Source organism: Dyadobacter jejuensis (genome assembly GCF_003149085.1).
In the GTDB taxonomy this organism is placed as follows: Bacteria; Bacteroidota; Bacteroidia; order Cytophagales; family Spirosomataceae; genus Dyadobacter; species Dyadobacter jejuensis.
The window spans coordinates 172,286-187,730 of sequence record NZ_QGDT01000002.1 but is presented as its reverse complement, the minus strand read 5'-3'; the positions used below and the strand labels follow the sequence as shown (position 1 = coordinate 187,730).

Genomic DNA, 15,445 nt, shown 5'->3' with positions numbered 1-15,445 from the left:
TTAGGGTGGCTTATTTCAGCCCCTTACGCTTTTTGTAAGCTTTGAATCGCTCGTTATATTCCTGCAGCTCGGCATCTTTAAATTGCTTTTGAAGTCGGGCAGGGAGCTCTAGCCGCTCTTTCATCTGCAGGGTGTGCTCTTTTTCGATAAGGGTATTCACCCCCTTCTTGTCTTTCGTAAGTTCAAAATTATCGTACAGTTCACCGGTTACCGTAAAGGCCTTGTAGCTTAACTTGTCGTTGGCAATATCGATAATCTGATATAGCTGGGTATTGGAGGCGGCGCGGTCCATCCAGTTTTGAAGTCCGATATCGTACATCTTAGGGCCACTTACCGAAACCACATAGATAGGGCCGTCGGGTTTTTTGCGGCTTTGGCCTTCGGGCATGTTAATCCCCCGTCCATAGGTGTGGTCATGGCCTTGGAGGACGATATCGACCCCATATTTTTTATATAGGGGTTCCATGATCTCCCTCCAGTCGTCGTTATCTCTACCATTTTTGGTGGAGTAGATGGGGTGGTGGTGGAATACAACCGTCCATTTGTTTGTGTTTTCCTTTAGAACAGCTTCCATCCATTTGGCTTGGTTGAGCATCGACATGCTATCGAGCATAGCGCCTTGGGAGTCGATGGATATCAGCTTGATACCCTGGTAATCGATATGATAGGCGGTCTCTGTAAATCCTGAAGGGCCATTTTCGGGCAGAGCAAATTGGGGTCTCCATTGTTGAGAGACGAAGGCTTTCTTCTGGTCGTCGCGGTAATATTCATGGTTGCCAGGTGTAGAAAGGCTAGGGATCATGCCGTTGATCCAGCCTCCCGCCTCAAACCATTCTCCCCATTCGTTATCGGCATTGGCCCGGTTGATAAGGTCCCCGGCATGAACGATAAAGTTGGCTTTAGGAACGTTGGAGAATGCTCCTCGGATGGTCCGTGACCACATGCTGCGCAAATCGTTTTGCGCATCTCCGAAGTAGATAAAAGAAACTGGGTCCGCCTTGTCGGAAGCGGTAGTGAAGTGAAACCACTCGCTCCAGTATTTTCCGTCACCTACCCGGTACACATATTGCGTAGCAGGCTTCAGGTCTGTAAAGTTTACCTCATGGTTCATCACCGATTTGCCTTCGATGGTCGTAGGTAGATTTTGGGCTTTGATAATTTTGGCATGGGCTTGGAAGTCCGGAGAGGCGTCGGCTTCGTGAATGGCGGCGATCCCCTCTGTGATGGTGGAGTCGGTGCGCCAATTGACGGCCTGGCTATGGGCGGGGTCGCCTTTCCAGCCCAATATCACCCGGTCGGGGAAGGGACTCGCCGGGTAAGATTTGTGTTCCTGGGCTAGCGCTGGTAAACAAATGGCTAGCAAACATAAAGATAGTAAGGGGTATTTCATAGGTGAATAGCTTTCATGAATCGTTTCGATATCAACCAGTAATATTACCACAGAAAACCTAAATCAGACCAATGTCGGGCATTAAGTATTTGTGAATTCGGGACGTCGAGTAGCAATTACGATTTTTATGCGTCTTCAGGGCGCCCAAGATCCTAGGTTGCTGTCAGTTTTGTTATTGATTGAAATGCGATGGATACAGAGGGGAAGTTTCCTAATTCCTGCTTAAATGCCGTAACTTTGCCCCCAAAATTAATTGCATACAATTTGAAACGGTCCACCTTACTCATCACCCCACCTTTTACCCAATTAAATACCCCGTATCCGGCTACGGCCTATTTGAAGGGGTTTCTGAATACCCTAAACCGGACCTCATTCCAGGCCGACTTAGGCATCGAGGTGATATTAGCCCTGTTTTCTTCGGGGGGCCTAAGACGTATGTTTCAAATTCTGGACGATTCGGATGTGGCGCTTTCGGAGGAGTCGTACAGAATATATGCTTTAAAAGACGATTATATCTCCACCATTGATCCGGTCATCCGTTTTTTAAAAAACCAGAACCCTACCCTCGCCCATAGTATTTGCGATAGGAGCTATCTGCCTGAAGGTGCTCGCTTCTTACAGCTCGAGGATCTGGACTGGGCCTTTGGTAGCATGGGGATTCACGACAAGGCGCGCCACCTGGCCACGCTCTATCTCGAGGATCTGGGCGACCTTATTCAAGAGGGCATCGATCCTTATTTTGGTTTTAGCCGCTATGCCGAAAGACTTGGACGCTCTGCTACCCATTTTGATGAAATGGAAAGCGCCCTCAGTGCCCCGGATACCCTATTGACCACCATCCTGACCGAATGTCTGCAAGTACATCTGGAACGGCAGCAACCCTCGGAAGTATGCATTTCAGCACCTTTTCCGGGTAATTTGTATGGAGGACTGAAATGTGGTCAGTTTATCAAAAGACATTATCCCCATATCAAAGTCTTGTTTGGGGGGGGATTTGTCAATACGGAATTACGGTCGCTGAAAGAACCCAATCTGTTTAAGTATGTAGACTATGTTTGCCTCGACGATGGGGAAGCCCCCCTTCAGCTGTTACTCGAGCATCTGGATGGAAAACGTCCCATTCAAGAACTTAAGCGGGTGTTTTCTCTTGAAGATGGGCAGGTAGTATACTGGAATGGAGCCAAGGAAAAAGATGTGGCCCAGCGGGATACGGGAACTCCCGATTATCGGGATTTGAAGTTGATGGATTATTTGTCGGTCATTGAGGTGGTGAATCCTATGCACCGGCTCTGGAGCGATGGGCGCTGGAACAAGCTCACCCTGGCTCATGGCTGTTATTGGGGTAAATGCTCGTTTTGCGACATCTCTCTCGACTATATCCGTCGCTACGAGCCCATGACGGCATCCCTGCTCTGCGACCGTATCGAGGAGATCATCGAGCAGACCCAGCAAAATGGCTTTCATTTTGTGGATGAGGCCGCCCCGCCGGCTTTGCTCCGCGACCTGGCCATCGAGATCGTCCGCCGCAAGATCACGGTCGTTTGGTGGACCAATATCCGTTTCGAGCGGAACTTTACCCCCGACCTCTGTAGGTTGTTAAAGGCTTCGGGCTGTATCGCCATCTCGGGGGGGCTGGAGGTAGCCTCCGACCGCCTCTTGGAGCGCATGAAAAAGGGCGTGACCGTAGCCCAGGTGGCTCGGGTAGCCCAGGCTTTTACCAAAGCGGGAATAATGGTGCATGCCTATTTGATGTATGGCTTCCCAACCCAAACGGCCCAGGAGACCATCGACTCCCTTGAAATGGTACGTCAGCTCTTCGACCATGGCGTGGTACAATCGGGCTTCTGGCACCGCTTTGCCATGACCGCCCACAGCCCCGTGGGGCTACATCCCGAAGCATTCGACGTTCAAAAACTGGGACCTGGCCTTGGTGATTTCGCAAATAATGACCTAGAGCATGCCGACCCTACCGGTGCCGATCACGATTTGTTTGGCGAAGGACTAAGAAAATCCCTTTTCAATTATATGCATGGCATCTGCCTAGATTTCCCCCTATCCAAATGGTTCGACTTTAAGGTGCCCAAAACCACGGTCCCGCGTCGGTTTATAGAAAAGGCCATCGACGATACCAGCGACTCGACGGTTCGTCCCAATGCCCTGGTGATTTGGCTAGGCAGCATTCCCGAAACGGAGGATTTAGAGGAGGGGTTAGCGGAGTTGGTTTTTTACAATAAACGAAAGGAGTGGGCGATAGAAGTTTCCCTTCCTATGGCCCAATGGCTCGACAACTGGTGGCCTAGGCTGCGAATAGGTGATCGGCCACCCGTTACCTGGGAACAGTTTAGGGAGGACTTTGACAGACAAAATTTTGGAGCGATGGATGCCTTTACGGAATCTAGGGCATTTAAAATATTGATTAATAATGGCCTGCTACTGGTGTAGTGTCCATGACCTTGCTTGTCTTAACTTAACACCTCAGTGACTGTTTATTGGTTGAAAGGGTAGGGCTTATAATTTTTTTTAAAAAATAGTTTTCAGGCGACGGTTCTATCAAAAATTGGAGTCTAACAGGAATATGACTATTAATAAATAAATTATGAGCGTAACAAATTTAAAGTCCATCGCCATTATTGCGGCTTTTTCTTTGCTGTTTTCCTGCAATAAAGAAGAGGAAGACATCGACACGATTACCGAAGTGGTCACCTCTGATTGTGATGCTTCTACTGGGGTCGATAAAATCGTATGTTTGGCCAATAACTATCTCGGGACACTCAGTACGACCCAGCAAACTACCAGTGTAAATTCCCTGAACCTGACCAATGCAAAAAAGTGGTCCAACTTACCTGAAAATGGTAGTACGCGCCTTGGACTTAAGTTTAGTGCGCTGTCGAGCACGCAACTCCTCGCGGCCAAAGCATTGTTAGCGGAGGTAATGGGCAATACAACGGACCAAGGTTATAATCAATTTATACAAACCACATTGTCTGATGATAATTTATCGGCTGCAGCGGGCGGGCCTTATGGTAGTGGTAATTATGTCATAGGATTTCTAGGTACTCCAAGCACTACGGGCAAATGGATGCTGCAGGTGGGAGGGCATCATTATGCTGCCAATGTTACTTTTGATGCGGGTGAGGTAGTCAGCATTACGCCATCACATCAAGGGGTAGAGCCTATAACCTTCACCACCTCCGGTACCACTTACACGCCAATGGCTACAGAAAGAGCGGTTATGGCCGATATGTTAGCCTCTTTCACGAAGGATGAGCTTGCTGCTGCAAAAATTTCTACGGTCTTCTCAGACTGCCTGTTAGTGCCGGGTTCAACCAGCAATACCTTTCCAGCTACCAAATTGGGGGTGAAGGTAAGTGCCTTAAGTTCTACCGCTCAAGCGAAGGTATTAGCGGCTATGGACCCATGGCTAGATGACCTCAATGAATCCACGGCAGCCAACTACAAAGCACGCTATACGGCCGATCTAGCCGATACCTATGTTACCTATTCTGGGAACTCTTCTGGCTTATCAGGTACGTCTAGTAGCTTTTTTACAGCCAATGCGGATTATGTACGAATCGATGGACCCGGGATATGGATAGAATTTATCTGCCAAACGGGTGTGGTATATCCCTCTTTGATTCATTATCACAGTGTATACCGCGATCATGATCAAGATTATATCGGATTATAATTTATGAGCTATTCCTTTTTAACAATCAATTGCTTCAAGCAATTGATTGTTACCATGATAGGGGTCTTGGTGGTCACCCAGGGATATGCCCACCAAAGTCCAACGACTATGGCTGTAATGGATATAAGTCCACGGCTGCTGGCCTTAGAACTACAATTGCCCCTGAGTGAACTGAGCCTGGCTATGGGTCAAAACTTAGAGGAGAGCCCGGAAACGCTTCTGCAAACAAAAAAAGAAGAGTTAGAAACCTATGTTCTAAAGCATGTCCATGCCTATGTTGACCCTAAACAACCCTGGAGGGTATCTATTACAGACATGCATCTTGATCAAGAAAAGGATGCAATCAGTGGTAGACCCATTCGAGAATTGAATGTAAGCCTGGTACTAAGCCCTAAACAGGGAGAAAATACCCGACGATTTACTTTGGACTACGACTTGATCATGCATCGGGTAGGCAACCATGTGGCTTTTGTATCGATACGCAACGACTGGGAAAAAGGTAGGCTACAGAACAAGCCATCTGAAATAGGCATCATTCGGGTGGATACCGAAGACAACCGTATTTATCCCTTAGAAATTCACTTGGAAAAGGGGGATGGTGTTCAGGGATTTATGGGTATGGTGTCGTATGGCATGCAGCATATTAAAGAGGGTACCGATCATTTGCTTTTTATACTAACGCTCTTATTGCCTGCTTGCCTATTGGTTCGTAATGAGAAATGGGCTGGCTATGGTGGTATTAAATATAGCTTGACTAAGCTTTTGAAAATCATCACAGCATTTACTCTGGGTCACTCACTAACCTTGTTAATTGGCACCTTAGGGATACAGGACTTTCCGGTTCAATGGATTGAAGTGTTGATAGCGGTATCCATTTTTATTTCCGCCATACATGCCGTTAAACCCTTGTTTTATAATAAAGAATTATGGATCGCAACGGGTTTCGGATTGATACATGGTTTGGCCTTTTCCCAAACTTTATACCATTTCAATTTAGATAGTTATGAGCTGTTTTTAAGTGTTTTAGGTTTTAATCTAGGAATAGAATTCATGCAATTGATGGTCATCGTGATTACCGTTCCTGCATTTATAATGTTAAGCCAAACCACCGTATTTGGCTATGTAAGAAACTTTTTGGCGGGCCTAATCATGGTGGTTGCCCTGGGCTGGATTATGGAAAGAATTAGTGAGCAACCTAATTCTGTAACGCAGCTAGTCGACCTGATTTATCCTTATAGCCATTACCTGCTCCTAGGCTTGTATCTGATAAGTATTTTATCCTTGATTATATCATTAAACCGACAACCGTCTAAAAATGAAGCTTCCGTCTAGAGGTAGATCCGCTACTGGTAGTTCAGCCAAAATGATTTTTGGATTTTTTTAATGCCTGTTCGTGTTGTAATCGGAGGGTGCGCAAAATATAAATTAAAATGCAGCCCTTTGATCTCAGGCAATACCCTATACCCAGTGAAAAATTCCAAGTTAATACTTCCAGTCATAGTGATTTCTCAGTTCTGTTGTACCTCATTATGGTTTGCAGGAAACGGGGTGATCAACGATCTGGTTCATAATTTTGACCTTCAAGAAGGAGCCTTAGGGCATCTGACTTCCGCCGTTCAGTTTGGGTTTATAGTAGGTACACTGCTATTCGCTATTCTCTCTATTGCCGATCGGTATTCCCCTTCCAAGGTGTTTTTGGTGAGTGCGGTCTGCGGTGCCGTATTCAATTTGGGAGTTATCTGGGAGGGCAACGGCTTAGCCTCGCTCCTCGTCTTGCGTTTTTTAACTGGGTTTTTTCTGGCCGGTATCTATCCAGTGGGAATGAAAATCGCAGCAGATTACTATGAAAAAGGACTTGGAAAATCCCTAGGGTTTTTGGTAGGGGCCTTGGTCGTCGGTACCGCTTTTCCTCATTTGCTGAAAGAAATGACGGCCACTTATCCTTGGAAATACGTGTTGCTGGTCACCTCATCGCTGGCCCTTACGGGCGGAATATTGATGGTCCTTTTGGTGCCCGACGGCCCTTTTCGGAAGCCTAGTCAACAGTCTAAGCTCTCCAGCTGTTTCACCGTGTTTCGGCGTCGGGAGTTTCGCTCGGTGGCTTTTGGCTATTTTGGCCATATGTGGGAGCTATATGCCTTCTGGGCTTTTGTTCCCATCATGCTCAAAACCTACAGCCATCAGCATCCTCAAGTGACTTTTAATATCCCCCTTTTGTCTTTCCTAATCATTGGTATAGGTGGGGCCGCCTGTGTGCTCAGCGGCTATGTGGCCGAGTGGGTAGGGACGAGAAGCACGGCAAAAATAGCCCTTTACCTATCAGGCACTTGCTGCCTGATGGCTCCGTTATTATTTGGCACTGAAAATGAAGTACTTTTTATAAGCTTTCTAATTTTCTGGGGAATGGTGGTTGTGGCAGATTCCCCTCTTTTATCGACGCTTGTAGCTCAAAATTCCGCCGCAGAGCTAAAAGGTACTGCGCTTACCATTGTGAATAGTCTGGGCTTTTTAATCACCATCCTTAGCATTCAGTCACTGGCTATGCTATTACAACGAACCGACTCCACAGCCATTTATACCCTTTTGGCCATAGGGCCAATGATAGGGATATGGGCGTTGGAAAATAATAATAGAATACGATAAAGAGACTTGATCATGGGATACCCACAAATTAAAATGATGCAATTCGTGATCCGATAAATTTATAATTTGACTAGGCTTAATTATTTATTTTTTGAGTTGTTTTAAACCTTTCTAAGGCAGAATAGTCCTAAAACCAATTACAAACTAAAACATATATTATGAGAAAAGTTAAAAGGTTTTCATTCCTATTATTAATGATGTTTTTTATTTCGGGGCACGGAAATATGTATGCTCAGAATTCAAGAAATTCTAAAAAACCAGGAAGTGAGAAGAAAACAAATGTACGGGTACCAAGTAAATCAGTGACCTATAAAAAGGGCCAAAAGAAAGTTGAAGCGGTAAGAATCATACCGAACAAATCGGTTATAGACCATAAAGGGACCCAATACTATTATTCTAGTAATAAATTTTACACCTATTCAGGAGGAAGTTATATTGTTATCCCCCCCAGAATTGGCTTTAGAATACCAACCTTGCCAGTGGGATACATTTCCGTAAGGCACCCAAATAGAAATTACTTTTGGTTCAACGGTATATATTATATCAATGTTGATAATGGCTATGAAGTAGTGGAACCAGAAATCGGTACCATAATTTACGAGCTCCCAGATGACTATGAACGGGTGGTCGTAAATGGAAGTACTTTTTACGAGTTTAACAACGTGTTATACGAAAAAATCCAGATAGATGGTACGAGAGCTTATGAAGTGGTGGGCTTTATTGAGCAGTAATATCAATTAGAAAACATCCTTCTTGTCATCTAAAAGGAGCCATATTGATATTAATAGGGCTCCTTTTTTGATATTATACTACCAAATAGAAGAAAGTTCTTAGACCATACCCGAAATTGCGAAAAGGGCCATCTAAGCCTTGGTTACAGATAAGATTTGGTATAAACCGAATCCCGCCTGGTATGCAAAATTCACCCAATGGCTTACTGCATCACCATTTATGTCGACGAAAAGATAGCCAAACTCATTGGCTATAACCATTTCAATGGTTACGATGGAGATTCCGTGCGGAGGTAAACGCAACGGCTACGGGGGGGATTCCACAGACCACCAGTAATTAACCTTTCCTTTCAGAAGCTTAGCCCACAGGTTAAGGAACATGTTTAGAAAGCCAATTATTCTAAATAGGAGTGCGTATAGCTACTATAGTAATCGGATTTCACGATCGAATAATTGGCGCGTTTCTGTATTCTAAATAGGTAGGTTTAAGGAGGCGGCCGTGTGTTACAGTTCGGGGAAATTCGGTTCTTTGGCAGAACTCAGAAATTAAAGGATGTATGATTTTGCCAGAATATTGGGCTGGCTACAGAGGATCGGAAATGGAACCAAAGGGCGCATATTGTCGCCTTAGATCCCTGAAATTCACTGTTTTCGTTCTGATTCGCTAAAGAAATCATCTTTGTATAACTCCCTTGTTATTGTAGGTGGGGAGGGAAGAGCGAAGTTTTGACGTTTTTTTTGTAGTGGGATATTGTATTTATTATTCAAAAAAAGGATACATTACAGGGTAGTAATTTAGTTGATGTGATATTTAATACTGTGTCTTTATTGACTTGGATTAATACACCTTATCATTTGAAATATCCGATAGAAAATAGTTTTGGCTACGCTCTAATAGAATTATTAATATTCGAAGTAGAGCTTTAGTAAAAAGAGTAAAAGGTACAACGTGAAATAATCTAATAAGTTTTGGCCGATGAATGTCAAAGAAATCGTAAAAAATAGAAAGTATGAACTGTTGCTTCTGGCTCTTTTACAACATTTATATATCGGTATTGTAGTAAGAGATCTGCCTTTTTATATTGAAATTCTTTGGCCCATCAATATGGTTATCCTTGGCCTGGCCAGTGTGGGGGTTTTTATAGAAAAAGGCAAGGTGAAAAACATCGTTAAAAATGTACTCACCCTCATTGTAATCGGTTTTCCGGTCCTGCTTCCCTTTTTTAAGGGGATACCCACTTTTATGCACTTGCTTAACTTGAGCTATATTGTTTTTTTTATATTCATCTTTCTAGAAGTCTTTAAGTTTCTGCTGAGGCCCCGATATATCAATACCGACATCATTTCGGCGGCTGCCTGTGGTATGTTTTTACTCATAGAAATTTCCGTCTTTACTTTTCAAATGTGGGTGTATTCCGATACAAATTCTTTTAAAGGAATTAACTATACTACCCCGGCTCATACCTTTATAGACCTCGTATATTTTTGCTCTATTACCTTAACCAGTATAGGCTATGGCGACATTACTCCCAATGTCCATTATACCAAACTAGCCGCCTCTCTGATCGGAATTGCAGGGCAGTTTTACTCGGTAGTGTTGGTAGGGATATTAATTAGCAAGTTTACCAATTCTTCAAACCATACATAATTATGCATACAGGAAGTCATTATAAAATATCGGAATTCTTAATGTGGACCAGGCGTGACGTTTATGTGCTGCTGTTGATAGGCACCGTACCCACGATTTTATATCAGGTGTTTGGTCTAACATGGCTAGCCATTCCCTGGGTCCCCGTAGCTTTGGTGGGCACGGCAGCGGCATTTATTATAGGTTTTAAAAACACCCAAACCTACAACCGCTTATGGGAGGCTAGGAAGATCTGGGGAGGGGTGGTCAATACCAGTCGCACTTGGGGAATCCTCAGTAAAGATTTTGTGGCCGATCGGGAGGCCACTGAGCGGCTTATATACCGACATATCGCCTGGCTTACTGCCCTTCGTTTTCAGCTACGTAAAAAGCAGCCTTGGGAAAATTCGAGTAAATCCTATAATGTGGAATTCCTCAAATATTATAAGGTGCCTGAGTGGGAGGGTGACCTCGAGGTCGAATTGAAAAAATACCTGAGCGGAGCCGAACTTCAGCAGGTCCTGGGCAAATCGAACCGGGCTACCCAATTAATAGCCTTACAGTCCAAGGACCTTAAAGCCCTGAGAGCAGCGGGTAAAATTCAAGCCTACGAATATGTGGAAATGGAAAGACGATTGGCTGATTTATACGACCATCAAGGTAAAAGCGAAAGGATCAAGAACTTCCCGTACCCCAGGCAGTTTGCCAGTATCAATTTATTTTTTGTGTGGCTAATGGTCCTGATGCTGCCTTTTGGTATGCTCCACGAATTTCAAAAGCTGGGCGATATTTATGTATGGCTCACCATTCCATTTTCAGTGCTGGTATCCTGGGTTTTTACCTCTATGGAAAAAGTGGGAGAATCCACCGAAAACCCTTTTGAAGGGGGAGCCAACGATATTCCCATGGCCGCCCTCAGCCGTACCATCGAAATCGATTTGAGGGAGATGATCGATGAGACCAACCTTCCCGAACCGATCACCCCGACTAACAACATACTCCTGTAAACAACCATCATCAATATGAAGAAAAGAGAGAAATTGGCCATCATTCAGAAATGGTATCCAAAGGCCATCACCACCATCGACAGTGTAAACAAAATCATAGATTTTGTGGAATGGGAGCTTGACTTGGAGCCCAAGCAGGTTATGTTAGCCGACAGTATATGTAGCGACGATGTGAACAGCATTCAATACCCGGTGCGTACCCAGGAGTTTTTGGGACCCTTCAAAATGGGGGGCTTGGATGGATTCCCCTTTACCGGACTGACGGGTATGGGGGCATTTGCCAGCCATGTCCCCGACGAAGGGGCCGTATTTATTTATTATGGCCCCCATATCGGTGTAACCAAAGATGGTAAGCTTGGCGAAATTCATCGATCGGGCCAGAACAAAAATAGTGGCTGCTGTGGTGCTGCGAAAGGCGCCTTAGGAAAGCTCATCGATAACCAAATTACAGCCGGACATATTACCGAATTGGATTATCAAATGAACACCATCGAACAGATTCTATATCAGGAAAAGGAAAGGGTGTTGTCTAGCCCAACGCCTATATTTGAGGCCACAGAGGTGATCTATGAAGCGATAGATAAGCGCATTGGAGAATTGATCGAGAAGACCCAGTATAAATGTAAATACGTGATACTCCTGGGGGCCATTCTCATTAACAGTGATGGAGACATGGGCTCATTTACCGAAATAAGACGTTTTGAAGTGATTGACCTTTCCACCAACGAACACCATAACTACCTGAATCGTCTCGATTAACGATTTCCTGCAAGTCGAATACATACCAAAAAACAAAGAGAGGTGTTACCCATCTCCCGTTGGTTGGCCTGTGTTAGATGTAGCGGCCAATTTACATGGGGCCGACAGCATTTTGTATCTTCTAGGAATGAGGCGAACCTAGCCGTTTATTGCCTTACCAAAATCTAGTGAAAAGCGCATCTCCCGCCAGAACTCAGCTTGCTGCGCTTCACTGTACCATTGATGAAGTAGACGAAAGCTTAAACCCTGGCAGTTGGGGAGGAGAGCTGGCCCACCCTATGACGAATGAACAGATTTGAATAAAAAAATGATATTATTTTTTCTTGGTTAAAATCAAAATTTCTATAATATTGTAGAATAAAATACCGGTTTGTTTAAAACAAACCGGTATTTATGTTTTTATACTATAGGTGTTAGTACTTATTAAAAATAAGTAATCGTATTATGGTATATATAAACTAGTGCTAATTTTATTGCATGAACAAAATTCGATTTTTTGTATAATTAAATCAATATATAAAGGGGGAGAAGCATTCCTTAGCTAAAATCGATGTACCATGATAAAAACGCACAGTGAAATGACCGTAACTATTATCAACAGCCAAGGCCATTGGCAAAATGGCTGGCTACCAGATAATGAAACCCTGAGGCATTTTGTAAAAAACCTAGAACAAAGTGATGTTAAGGTAGAAACTTTCGAGGTGAAAAATGTATCAGAACTAGAAAGGCTCTTATCCAGGCTCGATGCTGAAACCCTACTTTTGCCCAATGCTTACCACGTAAACGCCGACAAGCCCGGTACAGAGCTCGTTTGGATGGGCGAGATCATTGACAGATTTAAGTTCAAGACCATAGGGTCTAGTGCCAACTCTCTTCGAAATCTGCTGCAGAAGCATGTCTGTCAGCAGATTTTAAGGGAAAATGGAGTGCCCGTACCAGATTTTACTTTTATCAATCCAGAAGACATGGGGAATGAGAAAAACATACTTCAAAAGGCCGGGCTGACCTATCCTGTAATCGTCAAATTGACTGGGGAATCTTGCGGAATTGGTATCTCTACCGACTCAGTGGTATACAACGAAGCGGATGCTATTAGGAAATCACGCCAGATATTGCAGGCTTATAACCAAGGTGTAATCGTCGAGTCCTTCCTTCCGGGTCATGACATTACTGCTGCCAGGTTTGTGATAGGCCATGAAACACTCCACTTAGCGACACATTACCAGATAGGCAATAAGGCTGTGCTGGGCCATGAGGAAAGGAAATTGCCTTGGGGAACGAACAAAAAGATGATTCGGGTCAAGGAATCAAATATTTTAAATCAGCTCGATGAGATCCTACCAAAAGTCTGGAAGGCGTTGGATGTTCAGGATATTATTAGGTTGGACGGAAAATTGGATGCAAATGGGCAATTTCGGGTTTTTGACGTGAATGGCTTCCCGGGGTTAACGGCACATTGTAATACCTTTCCAGTTTAATGCAATGTTTGTTTTTCAGAGTTCCCAGAAACAGATGTTTATGCGGCCATGGTCAATACCATTGTACTTAGTGCCGCTCGTCGTTACCATATGGTGGTTCCAGAAGCGTTAAAAAATACGAACCTTTTTTCAATGCAACATAGCTTATTGGAGCCTGCCACTATTCTCTGATGAGCGAAAGAATGGGTTCAGTGCCTTTACAATCAACTCATGAATGTCCTATTGGATGCTGTTCTATTCATGGACTATAGTTGGTTTCAAATAACTCAAGTCAGTATCCGAAATTCCTAGCGACGGCTCGTGATCGGCCAGTCGCTAGGGATTTTTCTGGAGTCATGTTTCAAATCTTCAAAATTCTATCTGAAATAAAGGGTACGATGGGATAGATGTAAGTATCCATTTCCACCTGCAAATCGGCTGGGGAAGAACCTACGAATTCCGTTTTTTTGCCTTTAATCCGAATCTCTTTACCATCTACTATTTCGATAACGGCCCATATTGGCTCTCGATAAGGTACGGTATATTTGATATTAGGACGGGCCTTGTCCACCTCCTTGGAGTACCTGATTTCCTGATAGTCGCCTCCGAGCCATTGATAAGAGGCACTGTTGATCTGCACGTAATGAATGTCGTTGATCAAGTTGCAATAGTCTTGATGGTGGTGTCCGCTAATCACCATTTTGACCTTTGGCTTTCCCGTTTTGCTTTTTTCTTGCTCCAGCGTATAGCGTAGCAAGGTGCCATTTTCCAAGCCTCCGGCGTCGTTGTCGAGCCCTTGATGACAGAACACAACGGTGGGTAGTGTGGTGTTTTTCAGATCGTCGCGAAGCCAGTTAAGTTGAGTAGCCGAAATATAGCGTGCGTAACCAGGGGGGCGGGACTCGCTTTCGTTGTGCTCATTGCCATCGAGGACTATAAAATGGAAGCCCGATTGATCGAAAGAATAATATTTGCCTTGGGCATTCCAGAAGGCCACCGTTTGCTCGCGGGTATAGCCACCGTCGGTATCATGATTGCCCAATACATGGTGTCGGGGTCCATCAAATTGGTTCCATACATCGAGTAAGGGTTTGTTTTCTTTTTTAGGGATACAAAAATCGCCTGCCTGAATTATAAAATCGGGCTTTTCATGATTCATGGCCTCGATGAATTTCGAAAGGCGATCGATGGCATCATGCATAATGTCATGATGCAAATCGGTGATGATCCCTATTTTTACGGTCGCACTTTTCGCCATTGAACCTTTCAAGTCGCTCAAAAATAATGCGCTACCCGATAATCCAGATTTAACGACAAAGTCTCTCCTGTTCATTTTACTTTTCATTGGACTGACTTATAGAATTTTGAAAATTTTTTAAGAACTCTAAAGTAACCCTTATTTTTGAGATTCTTTATTTGATTAATTTGAAATAATGGTTACTTGCTACACTTGATTTCTCCCTAGAGTTTCTATACTATTGTGGTACGATGTCATCGCCTTAATAGATGGTATCCAATAGAACGAGACCCTTTGCTATGAATGAAATCAGGGAGTTTATTGAAAAAATTACCCCTATGAGTGAGGCAGACTGGGCGTTTTTCTCATCGAAGCTACAGCGGGTAGCGCTCAAAAAAAATTCTATTCTGCTGCAGGCAGGAGAAGTGGAGCACTATCTATCCTTTATTACCCAGGGAATAGTCCGGTTTTATATCGAAGGGGAGGAGAACGATTTGACTTTCGGGTTTTTATTCGAAAAAGAGTTCGTGACAGGTTATGATTCCTTTTTAACACAAAGGCCTTCCGACTATCAAATTGAAACCCTGACAGATAGTGATTTATGGCGAATCACACGTGCTGATTTGGAAGAGGTGTATCAGAAAACGGAGCATGGCAATCTGATTGGACGAAAAATGGCCGAGAAAATGTTTTTGGTCAAATCGAAACGTGAAATGGCCCTACTGAGCAAATCGGCAGAGGAAAGGTACCTCGATCTGTTTTCGGAACGACCGCAGCTTCTGAAGCAAATACCATTAAACTACATTGCTTCCTATATAGGCGTCACCCCGCAGGCCTTAAGCAGAATACGCAGCCGCATTACTTAACTTAGGTTCAGTGTGAATGACCTAAGGATAATGGACCTTT

General features: G+C 44.1%; 12 protein-coding genes. 10 read left to right on the top strand and 2 right to left on the bottom strand.

Annotation, left to right across the window (positions count from 1 at the left end; genetic code table 11):
• Positions 1-10 precede the first annotated feature (10 nt).
• Positions 11-1,390: a purple acid phosphatase family protein gene (locus CLV98_RS04995; RefSeq protein WP_109673219.1), complete on the bottom strand. Its 1,380-nt coding sequence runs from the start codon at positions 1,388-1,390 to the stop codon at positions 11-13.
• 264 nt (positions 1,391-1,654) lie between these two features.
• Here CLV98_RS04995 and CLV98_RS04990 point away from each other — a divergent pair, with 264 nt between their 5' ends.
• The 9 genes from CLV98_RS04990 to CLV98_RS04950 all read left to right on the top strand — a co-directional run bounded on the left by CLV98_RS04990 (position 1,655) and on the right by CLV98_RS04950 (position 13,323).
• A complete protein-coding gene (locus tag CLV98_RS04990; RefSeq protein ID WP_109673550.1) occupies positions 1,655-3,832 on the top strand; it encodes a B12-binding domain-containing radical SAM protein in 2,178 nt (725 codons plus the stop codon).
• Positions 3,833-3,986: 154 nt separating this feature from the next.
• Positions 3,987-5,078, top strand: a complete 1,092-nt coding sequence (locus CLV98_RS04985; RefSeq protein ID WP_109673218.1) for a DUF3500 domain-containing protein — start codon at positions 3,987-3,989, stop codon at positions 5,076-5,078.
• 3 nt (positions 5,079-5,081) lie between these two features.
• Positions 5,082-6,410, top strand: coding sequence for a HupE/UreJ family protein (locus CLV98_RS04980; protein WP_109673217.1), 1,329 nt, complete (start codon positions 5,082-5,084; stop codon positions 6,408-6,410).
• A gap of 135 nt (positions 6,411-6,545) precedes the next feature.
• Entirely contained in the window at positions 6,546-7,721 is a 1,176-nt protein-coding gene (locus tag CLV98_RS04975) for an MFS transporter (RefSeq protein ID WP_229203220.1), read from the top strand.
• A gap of 158 nt (positions 7,722-7,879) precedes the next feature.
• Positions 7,880-8,452, top strand: coding sequence for a DUF6515 family protein (locus tag CLV98_RS04970; RefSeq protein ID WP_109673215.1), 573 nt, complete (start codon positions 7,880-7,882; stop codon positions 8,450-8,452).
• Between the two features lie 976 nt (positions 8,453-9,428).
• Entirely contained in the window at positions 9,429-10,100 is a 672-nt protein-coding gene (locus CLV98_RS04965; protein WP_109673214.1) for a potassium channel family protein, read from the top strand.
• 2 nt (positions 10,101-10,102) lie between these two features.
• On the top strand, positions 10,103-11,086 hold the full coding sequence (locus CLV98_RS04960) for a bestrophin family protein (protein ID WP_109673213.1): 984 nt from the start codon (positions 10,103-10,105) through the stop codon (positions 11,084-11,086).
• A 15-nt stretch (positions 11,087-11,101) separates the two neighbouring features.
• Complete coding sequence (locus CLV98_RS04955) at positions 11,102-11,845, top strand: LCIB family protein (protein ID WP_109673212.1); 744 nt, start codon at positions 11,102-11,104, stop codon at positions 11,843-11,845.
• Positions 11,846-12,402: 557 nt separating this feature from the next.
• Positions 12,403-13,323, top strand: coding sequence for a D-alanine--D-alanine ligase family protein (locus CLV98_RS04950; protein WP_109673211.1), 921 nt, complete (start codon positions 12,403-12,405; stop codon positions 13,321-13,323).
• Between the two features lie 340 nt (positions 13,324-13,663).
• Here CLV98_RS04950 and CLV98_RS04945 read toward each other — a convergent pair whose 3' ends face one another.
• A complete protein-coding gene (locus tag CLV98_RS04945; protein ID WP_229203219.1) occupies positions 13,664-14,647 on the bottom strand; it encodes a metallophosphoesterase family protein in 984 nt (327 codons plus the stop codon).
• 191 nt (positions 14,648-14,838) lie between these two features.
• On the opposite strand from CLV98_RS04945, the gene CLV98_RS04940 reads away from it, so the two are divergent.
• Positions 14,839-15,405, top strand: a complete 567-nt coding sequence (locus CLV98_RS04940; protein WP_109673209.1) for a Crp/Fnr family transcriptional regulator — start codon at positions 14,839-14,841, stop codon at positions 15,403-15,405.
• Positions 15,406-15,445 lie beyond the last annotated feature (40 nt).

Bases quoted from the DNA above. Each gene is read 5' to 3' on its own strand.
- CLV98_RS04950 (WP_109673211.1), top strand. From the start codon at position 12,403: ATGATAAAAACGCACAGTGAAATGACCGTAACTATTATCAACAGCCAA.
- CLV98_RS04965 (WP_109673214.1), top strand. From the start codon at position 9,429: ATGAATGTCAAAGAAATCGTAAAAAATAGAAAGTATGAACTGTTGCTT.
- CLV98_RS04940 (WP_109673209.1), top strand. From the start codon at position 14,839: ATGAATGAAATCAGGGAGTTTATTGAAAAAATTACCCCTATGAGTGAG.
- CLV98_RS04995 (WP_109673219.1), bottom strand. From the start codon at position 1,390: ATGAAATACCCCTTACTATCTTTATGTTTGCTAGCCATTTGTTTACCA.
- CLV98_RS04980 (WP_109673217.1), top strand. From the start codon at position 5,082: ATGAGCTATTCCTTTTTAACAATCAATTGCTTCAAGCAATTGATTGTT.
- CLV98_RS04970 (WP_109673215.1), top strand. From the start codon at position 7,880: ATGAGAAAAGTTAAAAGGTTTTCATTCCTATTATTAATGATGTTTTTT.
- CLV98_RS04985 (WP_109673218.1), top strand. From the start codon at position 3,987: ATGAGCGTAACAAATTTAAAGTCCATCGCCATTATTGCGGCTTTTTCT.
- CLV98_RS04960 (WP_109673213.1), top strand. From the start codon at position 10,103: ATGCATACAGGAAGTCATTATAAAATATCGGAATTCTTAATGTGGACC.
- CLV98_RS04945 (WP_229203219.1), bottom strand. From the start codon at position 14,647: ATGAAAAGTAAAATGAACAGGAGAGACTTTGTCGTTAAATCTGGATTA.
- CLV98_RS04955 (WP_109673212.1), top strand. From the start codon at position 11,102: ATGAAGAAAAGAGAGAAATTGGCCATCATTCAGAAATGGTATCCAAAG.